This is a genomic window from Pseudomonas abietaniphila (assembly GCF_039697315.1).
GTDB classification, from domain to species: Bacteria; Pseudomonadota; Gammaproteobacteria; order Pseudomonadales; family Pseudomonadaceae; genus Aquipseudomonas; species Aquipseudomonas abietaniphila_B.
Window position 1 is genome coordinate 3,258,836 of sequence record NZ_CP155619.1, and the last position, 13,318, is coordinate 3,272,153.

Consider the following 13,318-nt stretch of genomic DNA (forward strand, 5'->3'; position numbering starts at 1 on the left):
AAAAGGTTAAGTCGCCGCGTCGGTTTGGGTCATCAGTCGCGCCGCCGTTGCGCCGACCTTACGCACGGCGTCCTCGATTTTCGGCGTCGGTTTGGCCGCGAAGTTCATGCGCAGGCAATTTCTGTACTTGCCCGAGGCCGAAAAAATATTGCCGACGGCGATCTGTACGCCTTGCCCTTCCAGCGCGCGATTCAGGCGAAGTGAGTCAAAGTCCTCGGGCAGCTCGACCCACAGCATGAAGCCGCCTTGCGGGCGGCTGACCCGAGTGCCCTCCGGGAAATAACGCGTCACCCAGTCGGTCATCAAGTCTCGGCTGCGCTGATACTGGCCGCGCATCCGGCGCATGTGCGGCTCGTAATGCCCGGCCTGAAGAAATTCGGCAATCGCCAACTGAGGCTGGGTCGCGGTGGAGCCGGTGCTGATGTATTTCATGTGCAGCACACGGTCGAGGTAGCGGCCCGGTGCAACCCAGCCGACCCGCAGGCCGGGCGCCAGGGTTTTCGAGAAAGAGCTGCAAAGCAGGACGCGTCCATCCACGTCGAAGGATTTGATCGTGCGCGGGCGAGGATAGGTGTAGGCGAGGTCGCCATACACGTCATCTTCGATGATTGCCACGTCAAAGCGCTGGGCGAGGGTCAGCAAGGCGCGCTTGCGGTCCTCTGGCATGATGTAACCCAGCGGGTTATTGCAGTTGGGCGTCAACTGTATGGCCTTGATCGGCCATTGTTCGAGGGCCAGTTCGAGTGCGTCCAGGCTGATGCCGGTGATGGGATCGGTCGGTATTTCCAGCGCCTTCATGCCAAGGCCTTTCAGCGCCTGCATGGCGCCGTGAAAGCTGGGTGAATCCACGGCCACGATGTCGCCGGGTTCGCAAATTGAGCGAATGCTGACCGCCAGCGCCTCCTGAGCGCCCGTGGTGATCACCAGATCATCCGGGGCGATGCGGGTGCCCGAGTCCAGCAACAGGCGGGCGACCTGGTCACGTAGGCATTGAGTGCCATGAATATTGTCGTAATACAGCCCCGGCATGTCCTGACGGCGGCTGATCTTGCCCAGCGCCTGGGTCAGCGGGCGCAGGGTCGGGCTGCTGATGTCCGGCATGCCACGCGCCAGCTGCACGACGTCCGGGCTGGGAATGGCTCTGGCGAGTTCCAGCACTTGGTCCCATTGCGAGATATCGACCGGACGCTGTGCAGGGCGTCCTACGACTGGCAGTGCAGGTGTCTTGCGCCCTGCGGGAACGAAGTAGCCCGACTTGGGGCGAGGCGACGCCAGACCGTTATCTTCGAGCAACCGATAGGCCTGCTGCACGGTGCTGAGGCTGACGCCGTGCTCAAGGCTCAGAGCACGTACAGAGGGCAGGCGATCACCGGGGCGGTAAAAGCCGTTTTCGATGCGTGTGCCAAGCAATTCGGCAAGATTGACGTAAAGGGTCATGGCGTACTCCCACACAGTGTCGCTTCGGTTGACCGATACAGATTGGGCAAAAATACAGCATTCAGGCGATGAAGTATTGAATCTGTATGCAAAAAATTCGAATTCTTTGGATCTGTAATGGTTTTCCATACAGACGCATCATGGAATCACTTGAAACCCATGGTGAGGTGTCTGGAAATGAGCGGAATGAGCGATGTCCGGCTGACGCTGTATGCACAGGAGTTGGTGAAGGAACAGGAGGTCCAGGTGCGCGTGAATGCGCCGAAGGGCCTGGGTGTGTGGGGCTTGTTTCAACACCGGCGAGCCACGCGGCGTGCACTCTTGAACCTGACTGACGATCAACTGCGGGACATTGGCCTGAGTTACGAACAGGCACGGCGCGAAGGGCTCAAGCCGTTCTGGAGAGAGTGATGTGGGTCAACGCAAGCTTGCTTTTGGAAGGCTCAAGGCAAACCGACGTCTTCAAGCACAATGAGTTCTTTGTAGGTGACGTCGGAGGTTACGCCGGCAGCGAATGCGGTTTATCAGGTAAATGTGTATGGCCTGACAGGACCCATTCGCCAGCAATCCGGCTCCTACAGGGCCGCGCCATTTGATCCGGACCAGCTCTTGAGGCGATGCCAAAGCATCCCCAGCGCCAGCAAAGGCGAGCGCAGATGTTTGCCGCCCGGGAAGGTCATGTGTGGAACCTTGGCGAACACCTCGAAGCCGCTGCTGAGCTGACCGCTGATGGCTTCACCCAGTAACTTGCCCGCCAGATGCGTGGCATTGAGCCCATGACCCGCATACGCCTGCGCATAGAACACATTCGGATGCTCCTTCAGACGCCCGATCTGCGGCAGCCGGTTGGCGCCGATGCCGATCATCCCGCCCCACTGGAAATCAATCTTCACGTCCTTGAGCTGGGGAAAGACCTTGAGCATTTTCGGCTGCATGTACGCGCCGATGTCTTGCGGGTCGCGCCCGGAATAATGGCAGGCGCCGCCGAACAGCAGGCGCTTGTCGGCCGAGAGCCGGAAGTAGTCCACAGCCACTCGCTGGTCACACATGGCGGTATTGCGCGGGAGCAGCTGATGCGCCAGATCGTCGCCCAGAGGCTCGGTGGCGATGATGTAACTGCCTGCAGGCAGGACCTTGCCGCTCAGAGTCGGGTCCAGGTCGTTCAAATACGCGTTGCAGCCCAGCACCAGCGTGTCGGCGCGGACCAGGCCCTGCGCGGTATGCACTTTGACCTGCGCCCCGTATTCGAGCCGGATCACAGGCGAGTGTTCGAACAGCTGCACCCCCAGCGATTTTGCGACGGCGGCCTCACCCAGTGCCAGGTTCAGCGGATGCAAGTGGCCCGATCCCATGTCCAGCATGCCGCCCGCGTAATTGCCTGAGTCGATGAAGCTGCGCAGGTTCTCGGGCGGTATCAGCTGCAATTCATGGCGATAGCCCAGCCCGCGCAGTTCCTCTGCATCCTCGGCGAAACCGGCGAACTCCTTGGGCTTGTTGGCCAAATCGCAGTAGCCCCACGTAAGATCGCAGTCGATCTGATACTTCTCCACGCGCTGCCGGACGATCTCGACGGCTTCCAGCCCCATCAGCTTGAGCTGACGCACGCCGCTGTCGCCGATCACATCGCGAAAGCGCTCGACGTGATGACCTACGCCGCGAATCAATTGCCCGCCGTTGCGCCCGCTGGCGCCCCATCCGATCTTGCGCGCTTCCAGCAACGCGACACTCAGTCCACGCTCGGCCAGTTCGATCGCCGTGTTCAGGCCCGAAAATCCGCCACCGACGATGCAGACGTCCACCTTTACATCGCCGGCTAGGGCAGCGTGATCGAATGGCTGATGGCTGCTCGCCGCGTAATAGGAGGCGGCGTGTGCAGACGCCTTGGGCTGTTTGACGCGGGCGTCCATGTGGTCTTCCAGAAGGGTGTTTGGAAAATTTTACGGAGGGTAGCCCGCGGGTTGAGGCTCGGGCAAGGTGGGCGGGCGGCTGTCACCTGTCCAAGCGTTGGGGCACAATGACGACTTTCACAGGGAAAACTCACGCGATGAGCTGCAACAGCCAGAAAATCCGCGATTTGCGGCGGCAGATCCCGTCCTTCGAGTGCGTGCCTGGCTGCCACGATTGTTGTGGACCGGTGACGACGTCGTCCGAGGAGATGGCGCGCTTGCCCCGCAAGACGGCCGCTGAGCAGGAGGCCGCGCTCAGTGAGTTGAACTGTGTGCATTTAGGGCCCAACGGCTGCACGGTGTATGACGAGCGCCCGCTGATCTGCCGGTTGTTCGGCACCACCAAAACCCTGCCATGCCCCAACGGTCGCCGCCCTGCGGAGCTGATTCATCCGCGGGTTGAGAACCAGGTGCACGAGTACATTGCTTCGACGCGGCAGGTGTTGGTTTGATTGACCACCCGTCCCTGTAGGAGCGTGGCTTGTCCCGCGATCGGACGGGAACCGACCGCAAATCCGGAGAATGCGGTGCATCAGATAAGGCTCCGTCGCACGATTTTGCTGTCGCTTCGCGGCAGATCGCGGGACAAGCCACGCTCCTACAGTTTGACGATGCGTTTCATCACTCCGGAATCGGCAGGTTCAAACTCTCCTTCACCTCTTCCATCACGATATAGCTCTTGGACTCGCGCACATGTGGCAGTTTGAGCAGGATGTCGCCCAACAGCTTGCGGTAGGAAGCCATCTCCGAGATGCGCGCTTTTACCAGGTAGTCGAAGTCGCCCGAGACGAGGTGGCACTCCAGCACATGGGGCAGTTTGAGGACCGCTCGGCGGAATTCCTCAAATGTGTCGCCCGATTTGTAATCCAGACTGATCTCGACGAACACCAGCAGGCTAGCCTTCAGGTTCTGCGGATTGAGCCGGGCGTTGTAGCCCATGATGATGCCTTCGCGCTCAAGGCGACGAACCCGTTCTGTACAGGGCGTGGTAGAGAGGCCCACGCGTTCGCCCAGTTCGGTGAAGGAAATTCTGCCGTCGCCCTGCAGGATGCGCAGGATGTTGCGATCGATCTTGTCCAGTTCACGTTTTGACTGGTGTTGGGTGCGCATGGCTAAACCCCCCTCTGCTTAAGCTCAGGTTGTCGAGAATTAACGCCGAATATAGGCGCTTATATAGTGAAAAGCACTGCTCGATGCTTTTTATACTGCCAACATCCTTGCTTAAAACTTCAAAACGTCAGCGGATATCCGCGATGAGGAAATCAACATGCGCGTTCTGGTCCTTGGAAGTGGCGTAATCGGTGTCACCAGTGCTTATTACCTGGCCCGTGCGGGCTTCGAGGTGACGGTGGTAGACCGTCAGCCTGCCGCTGCCATGGAAACCAGTTTCGCTAACGCCGGGCAAGTGTCGCCGGGTTACGCATCGCCGTGGGCCGCACCGGGCGTACCGCTCAAGGCCATCAAATGGTTGTTGCAGCGTCACGCGCCGCTGGCGATCAAGGCGACCGCCGACATTGATCAGTACCTGTGGATGGCGCAAATGCTGCGCAACTGCACGCAAAACCGTTATGCGGTGAACAAGGAGCGCATGGTGCGTCTGTCCGAGTACAGCCGCGACTGCCTTGACGAACTGCGCGCAGAAACCGGCATTGCCTATGAAGGCCGCAGCCTGGGCACCACGCAACTGTTCCGTACACAAGAGCAACTGGACAACGCCGCCAAGGACATCGCCGTTCTTGAACAGGCCGGCGTGCCTTACGAAGTCTTGGACCGCGAAGGCATTGCGCGCGTCGAACCTGCGCTGGCCAGCGTCAGCAACATCCTCAGCGGCGCCCTGCGTTTGCCAAACGATCAGACGGGCGATTGCCAGCTATTTACCACGCGTCTGGCCGAGATGTGTGTGAAGTTAGGCGTTGAATTCCGATTCGGCCAGTCGATCGAGTCAATTGACTTCGCAGGCGACCGGATCAACGGCGTGCGCGTCAACGGCAAACTCGAAACGGCTGATCGCTACGTGCTGGCGTTGGGCAGCTATTCGCCGCAATTGCTCAAGCCGCTGGGTATCAAGGCGCCGGTTTACCCGCTCAAGGGTTACTCGCTGACCGTGCCGATCACCAACCCTGCCATGGCACCCACATCGACCATTCTCGACGAGACCTACAAGGTTGCGATCACCCGTTTTGACAACCGCATTCGAGTGGGCGGGATGGCGGAGATTGCTGGTTTTGACCTGTCGCTCAATCCTCGTCGGCGGGAAACGCTGGAGATGATCGTCAACGATCTCTATCCTCAGGGCGGCGATCTGGCCGAGGCCAGTTTCTGGACCGGCCTGCGTCCAACCACCCCGGATGGCACGCCAATCGTTGGTGCTACGCCGTATCGCAACCTGTTCCTCAATACCGGCCACGGAACGCTTGGCTGGACCATGGCCTGCGGGTCGGGTCGTTTGCTGGCCGATCTCATCGCCCGCAAAAAACCACAGATCAGCGCCGAAGGCCTCGATATTTCCCGCTACGGAAGCTCCAAGGAGATCGCAAAACATGTCAATCCAGCGCCAGCTCACCAATGAGCGCATGAGCCAGATCGTCGTCCACAACGGCACCGTTTACCTTGCCGGGCAAGTGGGTGACGACATGGCGGCGGGTATCGAACAGCAAACCCGCGAGACGCTCAATACCATCGAGCGCCTGCTGGACCTGGCCGGCACCGACAAGAGCCGCATTCTGTCGGTCACGATTTACCTTAAAGACATCGACGCCCATTTCGCCGGAATGAACAGCGTGTGGGACAAATGGCTGCCAAAAGGCGTCGCCCCGGCCCGCGCCACCGTTGAAGCCAAGCTGTGCGAACCGGAAATTCTGGTTGAGTTGTCGGTCACGGCTGCGTTGCCTTAAATAACGCTCCATCCCGGTCCCTGTGGGAGCAAGCTCAATCGCGAAGGCGTCGTGTCAGACGACTCATATGTTGTTTGATCCGACGCCTTCGTGAGCAAGCTCACTCCCACAGGTTTTCGATTTCATCCGATCAGAACTTTCCCGCCATGCGTCCAGCCCGCGCCCTCATCGATCTCTCCGCCCTGCGCCACAACTATCAACTGGCCCGTGAAACCACAGGCGCGAAGGCGCTTGCCGTGATCAAGGCCGATGCCTATGGGCACGGTGCCGTGCGCGTTGCGCAAGCGCTGGAAGCTCAGGCCGATGGTTTTGCCGTCGCCTGCATCGAAGAAGCCCTGGAGTTGCGCCAAGCCGGTATTAGCGCGCCGATTCTGTTGCTGGAAGGGTTTTTCGAGGCCGACGAACTGCCGCTGATCGTCGAGCACGATTTCTGGTGTGTGGTGCATTCGCTGTGGCAACTCGACGCCATCGAGCAGACCGCCGTCGGCAAGCCGCTGAACATCTGGCTGAAGATGGACTCAGGCATGCACCGCGTGGGTGTTCACCCGGCTGACTATGAGTCCGCTTACAAACGCCTGCTGGCCAGCGGAAAAGTCGCCAAGGTCGTGTTGATGACCCACTTTGCACGGGCCGACGAGCTGGGCAGTGCTCGCACTGACGAGCAAGTGGCGATCTTTCAGTCGGCTCGCGAAGGGCTGTCTGCCGAGGTCAGCTTGCGCAACTCACCCGGCGTGATGGGCTGGCCAAACGTACCGAGCGACTGGGTGCGCCCCGGCATCATGTTGTATGGCGCGACACCCTTTGATCAGCCGCAGTCGGTAGCCGATCGCCTGCAGCCCGTGATGACGCTGGAATCCAAAGTGATCTGCGTGCGTGAACTGCCCGCGGGTGAGCCGGTGGGTTACGGCGGTGCCTTCGTCACCGAGCGCAACATGCGCATCGGCGTGGTGGCGATGGGGTACGCCGACGGTTACCCGCGTCAGGCGCCGACCGGTACGCCGGTGATGATCGACGGGCATCGCAGTCAGCTATTGGGGCGCGTGTCCATGGACATGCTGTGTGTCGACCTGACCCATGTACCGGGCGCAGGTCTGGGCAGCCGCGTCGAACTCTGGGGCAAAAACGTGCTGGCCAGCGACGTCGCCACCCACGCCGGTACCATTCCTTATCAGATCTTCTGCAACCTCAAGCGCGTGCCAAGGCTCTATTCCGGGGACTGAATGCGCTCGTCGCGTTGTTCGTCCGATCTCGTTGCGGTCCGTGGCGGCCGCCGGTCCCTTTGCTAATCTGGTCAAGTGTTGTAAATACTGAACGCGGTCGCCATCATGGCGGCCACTTGACCGTATTTGATTATCAGGAGGACTCCAGCATTGGACGTCGGTGAACGACTGCAATCCATTCGTAAACTCAAAGGTCTGTCCCAGCGCGAACTCGCCAAGCGAGCGGGCGTGACCAACAGCACCATTTCCATGATCGAGAAAAACAGCGTCAGCCCCTCGATCAGTTCCCTGCGCAAGGTGCTGGGCGGCATACCGATGTCCATGGTGGAGTTCTTTTCGGAAGAGCTTGAGCCAGAAAACCCGACTCAGGTCGTCTACAAAGCCAGCGAGCTGATCGATATCTCGGACGGCGCCGTCACCATGAAACTGGTCGGCAAGTCTCATCCAGACAGGGCGATCGCGTTCCTGACCGAGGTGTATCCGCCAGGCGCCGACACCGGCGAGGAGATGCTCGTTCACGAGGGTGAAGAGACCGGCATTCTGGTCGAGGGACGACTGGAGCTGGTCGTTGGCCTCGATACTTATGTGCTTGAGGCGGGCGACAGCTACTATTTCGAAAGCACCCGACCTCATCGCTTCCGTAATCCGTTCGACGTTCCGGCGCGACTCATCAGCGCTGCCACGCCCGCGAATTTCTGATCCGCGAAAGCCCTCCCGACCTGAGCCATCAGGCGGATCACAGGACGAGCCCGAAGCAACAGGTCGACGCACGAATAACCCTGCGGTGTTCAGGGATGTAACGACCAACGGGCTACCCGCTATACTTTCGCCGTCTGCGGCTTACCGTGACCGCAGGGGCGTTATAGCCACCATGAGGGTGAAAGCGTGAACCTTACTAATAAGATCCTGGCTGCTGTTGCACTCCTCGCGTTTTGGGCTTTTGCGGCCCAGGCCTCCACCAGCGATGACCTCTCAAAACGACTCGAACCCGTCGGACAAGTCTGCATCCAGGGCAAGGAATGTCCCGGCATGGACGTGGCCGCCACGGCCGGAGGCGCGGGTGGCGCAAAATCCCCTGACGACGTAATCGGTAAACATTGCAACGCCTGCCATGGGACCGGGCTGCTGGGCTCCCCGAAAATCGGTGACAGCGCCGATTGGGGCAAGCGCGCCAAAGAGCAGGGCGGTCTTGACGGTCTGCTGGCCAAGGCGATCAGCGGCATCAATTCCATGCCGCCAAAAGGCACCTGCGCCGATTGCTCGGATGAAGAGCTCAAAGGCGCGATCAAGAAGATGTCCGGGCTGCAGTAGGCCTGAAAGGATCTTATGTTTCGCAAAACAACGCTGGTGTGGCTGCTGCCTTGTCTGATGCTTGCCGACGTTGCGCAAGCGACCATGCGCTGCGGAACGTCGTTGATCAACCTTGGCGATACAGCCACGGTTGTTCGTGAAAAGTGCGGAGCGCCTGACCGCAGCGAGGATCAGGAGCCGGCTTCGCGAATCAACAGCGTTCCTCGTCTAAACGCCGTGAAGGTCAGTTTCTGGGTGTATGGGCCTCGCAATGGCGCCTTCCAGCACCTCAAGTTCATAGAGGACAAGCTGGTGGCGATCGATACCCGACGCGATTAATGCTGTCGACGCCTGATGCAGCAAATACCGTCCATTTCCGGTCCAACCTCCATCGAATAACAACCCAGGAGAGGCCGGATGCCGCATTCCTGCTCGATCGAGCAAGCTGTCGATCATGTACTGGCCGAGCTGCCTGCCCACATTCGCATGGGCATGCCGTTGGGGCTGGGCAAGCCCAACCGGTTCGTCAACGCGCTGTATGCCCGCATCAAATCGCTTCCTGATCGGCAACTGACGATCTATACCGCGCTGTGCCTGGGTCGGCCTGCGGCGGGTGATGGCTTGCAGGGGCGCTTTCTCGAGCCCTTTCTTGAGCGTGTGTTCGGCGACTACCCCGAGCTGGATTTTCTGGCTGACCTGCACAAGGACAATCTGCCGCCGAATGTGCAGGTCGAGCAGTTCTTCATGCAGCCTGGCAGCCTGCTGAACAGTACTCAGGCTCAGCAGGACTACGTCAGCAGCAATTACAGCCACGCGGCGCGTGACATCAACGCCAGCGGCGTGAATCTGATCGCGCAACTGGTGGCGCATGATCCTCAGCAAAACGAACGCCTGAGCCTGAGCTGCAACCCCGACATCACCCTCGACCTCTTGCCCATGGTGGAAAAACGCCGGTCTCAGGGTGAAAACATCCTGGTGCTGGGGCATGTTCACGCCGACCTCCCGTACATGCCGGGCGATGCCGAGGTGAGCATCGACACCTTCGATCTGCTGATCGAACACGAAGAACGCAGCACGCTGTTTTCCACCCCGAACATGCCAGTTGGCTTTCAGGATCACTTCATTGGTTTGTATGCCAGTACGCTGGTTCGTGATGGCGGCACGTTGCAGATCGGCATCGGCTCGATGGGCGATGCGCTGACTGCCGCCTTACTGGCACGACAGGCCGATAACGAAGCCTATCGCGCCTGCCTCGCGGAACTGGAGGGCATCTCTACCTGGAAGCCGCTGATCGAAGCAGAAGGCGGCACGATGCCCTTTGCCGCTGGGCTGTATGGTTGCAGCGAAATGCTGGTTAACGGGCTGTTGGTGCTGCTGGATGCCGGCATCATCCGGCGCAAGGTGTACCCCGACGCCGCGTTGCAAAAGCTGGCCGATGCCGGATTGCTGGATGAGTCCATTCACCGCAACGGCGTTCTGATCCATGGTGGCTTCTTTCTGGGCCCGCGTAGCTTCTATGAGCGCCTGCGGGAGTTGACGCCCACGCAGAAGGCCCACATCAACATGACCGCCATCAGTTACATCAACGAGCTGTATGGCGACGAAACGCTAAAGCGGCTCCAGCGGCGGGACGCGCGGTTCATCAACAGCGCATTTACCGTCACGCTGCTCGGCGCAGCCGTTTCCGACCAATTGGCCGATGGCCGTGTGGTCAGCGGTGTCGGCGGGCAATACAACTTCGTCGCTCAAGCCCATGCGCTGGAAGGCGCGCGCTCAATTCTGATTCTGCGCAGCTGGCGGGAATCGGGTGGGGACGTCAGCTCCAATATCGTCTGGGAATACGGACACACGACGATTCCCCGGCATCTGCGGGACATTGTCATCACCGAGTACGGCATCGCCGATCTGCGCGGCAAGTCCGATGCCGCCGTGATCGAAGCCTTGCTCAATATCACTGACTCACGCTTTCAGTCGGGGTTGATCGAGCAGGCGCAAAAGGCGGGCAAGCTGCCCAAGGGCTTCCGTCTCGACCCGCTGTTCAGTCAGAACACCCCGGAACGGTTGAAAGCGATTCGCGACCGCTTCCCGTCGCTGTTTGTCGAATACCCGTTGGGCACCGATTTCACGCCGCCTGAACGCGATCTGCTGCGCGCACTGAACTGGCTCAAGAGCAAGTTCAAGCTCACCGAGCTCCTCGACCTCGGCAAGGCGACGCTGGAAGCCCCGGAACCGAGTGCCTTCCCCGAACACCTGCAGCGAATGGGGCTTGATCAGCCGCAGGGAATACGCGAGGAGCTGTATCAGCGACTGTTACTGGCGGGGTTGCAGGCAACGAATCAGGGTGTTTAGCGCTGCGGATAAAACCTGTGGGAGTGATCAAGCTCACTCCCACAGAGAATGTATGGATTCAGGAACAGGTTTTGATCACCAGCAACACCGCCGCGATCATCCCGGTGACGGCAAACAGCTGCTGCAACCTTGGCCCGGCCAGAAACCGCGCGGCTTGTCGCCCGATGATCAGGCCGACAACCGCGCCTGCCGCAAACGGCATCCCCACGGCCCAATGCATCACACCGCTGACGCTGGCGGTGATCACGCTGGCAGTCGACACCAGCGCAATGACTGCCAGCGACGTGGCGACGATGCTCTTCATGTCCAGGTCGGTGTAACGCGTCAGCGCCGGAATGATCACGAAACCGCCGCCGACCCCGAGCAGTCCCGACAGCACACCCGACATGACGCCCGTGATCGCCAGTGAACGCGCGCAAGGCAGTGTCCAGCGCAGGCGACCTTCCAGTGGATTGAGAACGCAGGGCAGGAAGGCGGCGCGTGCTGCGGGCTGACCATGGTGCAGCTCGTGAGCGGCCTTGCGATAAATCCGCCCGCAGGCATAGACCAGCACTCCGGCGAACCCCAGCGCCAACGGTGCGTTGGGCAGTTGATGAGCGAGCCATAAGCCCAGCGGCGCGAAGCAGATGCCTATCACTGCGATGAACAAGGCTGCGCGATAACGCACGATGCCCTGACGCAAGCCCAGCAACGCGCCGACGGCAGCGGCAAGCCCCACCGCCAGCAAGCCGACAGGTGCGGCTTCGACCATCGACAAACCCAGCCCGAACACCAACAGCGGCACCGCGAGAATGCCGCCGCCTGCTCCAGTGAGTGCCAATACCGCGCCAATGATTGTGCCGAGGCCGGCTCCGATCAGTTCGTGTTCAGGCATTGTGCGTGGTGTCCACCGTCGGTGCCGGTCGCGCCATCCATTCGCGTCCCTTGAGCATCGCGTGCCAGTAAATCTGCGGCAGTGCAGCGGCTTTCAACCACCAGGCCAGTCGCGTAGGGCGTCGCCCGTCGAGCAGCCAGGTCGGGAAACTCGGGGCGACCTTGCCGCCGTAGGTGAATTCGGCGAGGACGATCTTGCCCCGTTCCACGGTCAGCGGGCAGGAGCCATAACCGTGGTAATGAGCCAAATGCGCCCGCCGGTTCAGTGCCACCAACACGTTGTTGGCGACCACGGGCGCCTGTTTTCTCGCCGCCGCTGCGGTCTTGGCGTTGCTGGTGTTGGTCACGTCACCCAAGCCGTGGACATTGGCGAACTGTCGGTGGCGCAAGGTCGCCGGATCGACGTCAACCCAGCCGGCCGCATCGGCCAGCGGGCTCTGCCGAATGAAATCGGGTGCGATCTGCGGCGGCACCACGTGAAGCATGTCGAAGGCCTGTTCGGTGGTTTCGCTGGCACCATCGGCCAGCGTCCGGACGAACGTGGCGCGTTGCCGTGGGCCATCGACCGCGACCAGTCTGGAACCGAACTTCAGGTCGATGCTGTACTTTTGCACGTACTCCATCAGTGCAGGCACGTATTCGGCGACCCCGAACAGCACGCCGCCTGCGTTGTGAAACTCCGTGTTGATGTGCGGAAGGCGCGCCGACCTGGCCCAGTGATCACAGGACAGGTACATCGCCTTCTGCGGTGCCCCGGCGCATTTGATGGGCATCGGCGGCTGCGTGAACAATGCGCGGCCCTGTTTGAGCTGCTGAGCCAGTTGCCAGGTATACGGCGCCAGATCGTAACGGTAGTTGGACGTCACGCCGTTGCGGCCAAGGGTTTCGCGAAGGCCGTCGATGGCGTCCCAGTCCAGTTTCAGCCCTGGGCAGACCACCAGTTGCTCGTAGCCGACGACTCGACCGTCGTCGAGGGTGACGCAATGGTCGGTCGGGTCGAAGCGTTCAACGGCGGCCTTGATCCAGCGTGCCTTGGCAGGAATCACCGTGGCCATGCTGCGCGCCGTGGATTCGGGCTTGAAGACGCCCGCGCCGACCATGGTCCAGCCAGGCTGGTAGTAATGCGTGTCGGCGGGGTCGATCAGCGCGATGTCCAGCGACGCATCGCGGGCCAGGAGGCTGGAAGCGGTGGCTATACCCGCCGCCCCCGCGCCGATGATCAGGATTTGATGATGGGTTTTGTTGCCAGGCATGGGATTGTTTCCAAAAAATCTGAAGGCGGGCGCCGATCGCAATCAGCGCCGGCGTC

Annotated in this window: 14 protein-coding genes; 9 read left to right on the forward strand and 5 right to left on the reverse strand. The window is 60.7% G+C overall.

Going from position 1 to position 13,318, the window contains the following annotated elements; translation table 11 throughout:
- Positions 1-6 precede the first annotated feature (6 nt).
- Positions 7-1,437 carry a PLP-dependent aminotransferase family protein gene (locus ABDX87_RS14500; protein ID WP_346833430.1) on the reverse strand — a complete coding sequence of 477 codons (1,431 nt, stop codon included), beginning with the start codon at positions 1,435-1,437 and terminating at the stop codon, positions 7-9.
- Between the two features lie 177 nt (positions 1,438-1,614).
- Between ABDX87_RS14500 and ABDX87_RS14505 the strand changes: the two genes are divergently transcribed.
- Positions 1,615-1,848 carry a DUF1127 domain-containing protein gene (locus ABDX87_RS14505; RefSeq protein ID WP_346833431.1) on the forward strand — a complete coding sequence of 78 codons (234 nt, stop codon included), beginning with the start codon at positions 1,615-1,617 and terminating at the stop codon, positions 1,846-1,848.
- Between the two features lie 164 nt (positions 1,849-2,012).
- Here the strand turns inward: ABDX87_RS14505 and ABDX87_RS14510 are convergent, their stop codons facing one another.
- A complete protein-coding gene (locus ABDX87_RS14510; protein ID WP_346833432.1) occupies positions 2,013-3,344 on the reverse strand; it encodes an NAD(P)/FAD-dependent oxidoreductase in 1,332 nt (443 codons plus the stop codon).
- A 137-nt stretch (positions 3,345-3,481) separates the two neighbouring features.
- Between ABDX87_RS14510 and ABDX87_RS14515 the strand changes: the two genes are divergently transcribed.
- Positions 3,482-3,835: a YkgJ family cysteine cluster protein gene (locus ABDX87_RS14515; RefSeq protein ID WP_346833433.1), complete on the forward strand. Its 354-nt coding sequence runs from the start codon at positions 3,482-3,484 to the stop codon at positions 3,833-3,835.
- A gap of 169 nt (positions 3,836-4,004) precedes the next feature.
- Here the strand turns inward: ABDX87_RS14515 and dadR are convergent, their stop codons facing one another.
- Positions 4,005-4,493 (reverse strand): transcriptional regulator DadR, encoded by a 489-nt coding sequence (gene dadR / locus ABDX87_RS14520; protein ID WP_062379752.1) that lies wholly within the window; start codon positions 4,491-4,493, stop codon positions 4,005-4,007.
- A gap of 157 nt (positions 4,494-4,650) precedes the next feature.
- On the opposite strand from dadR, the gene dadA reads away from it, so the two are divergent.
- The 7 genes from dadA (at position 4,651) to ABDX87_RS14555 (ending at position 11,136) form a co-directional block, all read left to right on the forward strand.
- Positions 4,651-5,952 carry a D-amino acid dehydrogenase gene (gene dadA / locus ABDX87_RS14525; protein WP_346833434.1) on the forward strand — a complete coding sequence of 434 codons (1,302 nt, stop codon included), beginning with the start codon at positions 4,651-4,653 and terminating at the stop codon, positions 5,950-5,952.
- Positions 5,924-6,277 (forward strand): RidA family protein, encoded by a 354-nt coding sequence (locus ABDX87_RS14530; protein WP_346833435.1) that lies wholly within the window; start codon positions 5,924-5,926, stop codon positions 6,275-6,277. Before dadA ends, ABDX87_RS14530 begins: the two co-directional genes overlap by 29 nt.
- Before the next feature lie 146 nt (positions 6,278-6,423).
- On the forward strand, positions 6,424-7,497 hold the full coding sequence (gene alr / locus ABDX87_RS14535; protein WP_346833436.1) for an alanine racemase: 1,074 nt from the start codon (positions 6,424-6,426) through the stop codon (positions 7,495-7,497).
- Positions 7,498-7,647: 150 nt separating this feature from the next.
- Positions 7,648-8,196: a cupin domain-containing protein gene (locus tag ABDX87_RS14540; protein ID WP_074754671.1), complete on the forward strand. Its 549-nt coding sequence runs from the start codon at positions 7,648-7,650 to the stop codon at positions 8,194-8,196.
- A gap of 186 nt (positions 8,197-8,382) precedes the next feature.
- Positions 8,383-8,808 carry a c-type cytochrome gene (locus tag ABDX87_RS14545; RefSeq protein WP_346833437.1) on the forward strand — a complete coding sequence of 142 codons (426 nt, stop codon included), beginning with the start codon at positions 8,383-8,385 and terminating at the stop codon, positions 8,806-8,808.
- Between the two features lie 15 nt (positions 8,809-8,823).
- On the forward strand, positions 8,824-9,126 hold the full coding sequence (locus ABDX87_RS14550) for a DUF2845 domain-containing protein (RefSeq protein WP_346833438.1): 303 nt from the start codon (positions 8,824-8,826) through the stop codon (positions 9,124-9,126).
- 78 nt (positions 9,127-9,204) lie between these two features.
- Positions 9,205-11,136, forward strand: a complete 1,932-nt coding sequence (locus tag ABDX87_RS14555; RefSeq protein WP_346833439.1) for an acetyl-CoA hydrolase/transferase C-terminal domain-containing protein — start codon at positions 9,205-9,207, stop codon at positions 11,134-11,136.
- Between the two features lie 58 nt (positions 11,137-11,194).
- Here the strand turns inward: ABDX87_RS14555 and ABDX87_RS14560 are convergent, their stop codons facing one another.
- Both ABDX87_RS14560 and ABDX87_RS14565 read right to left on the reverse strand, forming a co-directional pair.
- Positions 11,195-12,010 (reverse strand): sulfite exporter TauE/SafE family protein, encoded by an 816-nt coding sequence (locus tag ABDX87_RS14560; protein ID WP_346833440.1) that lies wholly within the window; start codon positions 12,008-12,010, stop codon positions 11,195-11,197.
- Complete coding sequence (locus tag ABDX87_RS14565) at positions 12,003-13,262, reverse strand: NAD(P)/FAD-dependent oxidoreductase (protein WP_346833441.1); 1,260 nt, start codon at positions 13,260-13,262, stop codon at positions 12,003-12,005. Before ABDX87_RS14565 ends, ABDX87_RS14560 begins: the two co-directional genes overlap by 8 nt.
- Positions 13,263-13,318 lie beyond the last annotated feature (56 nt).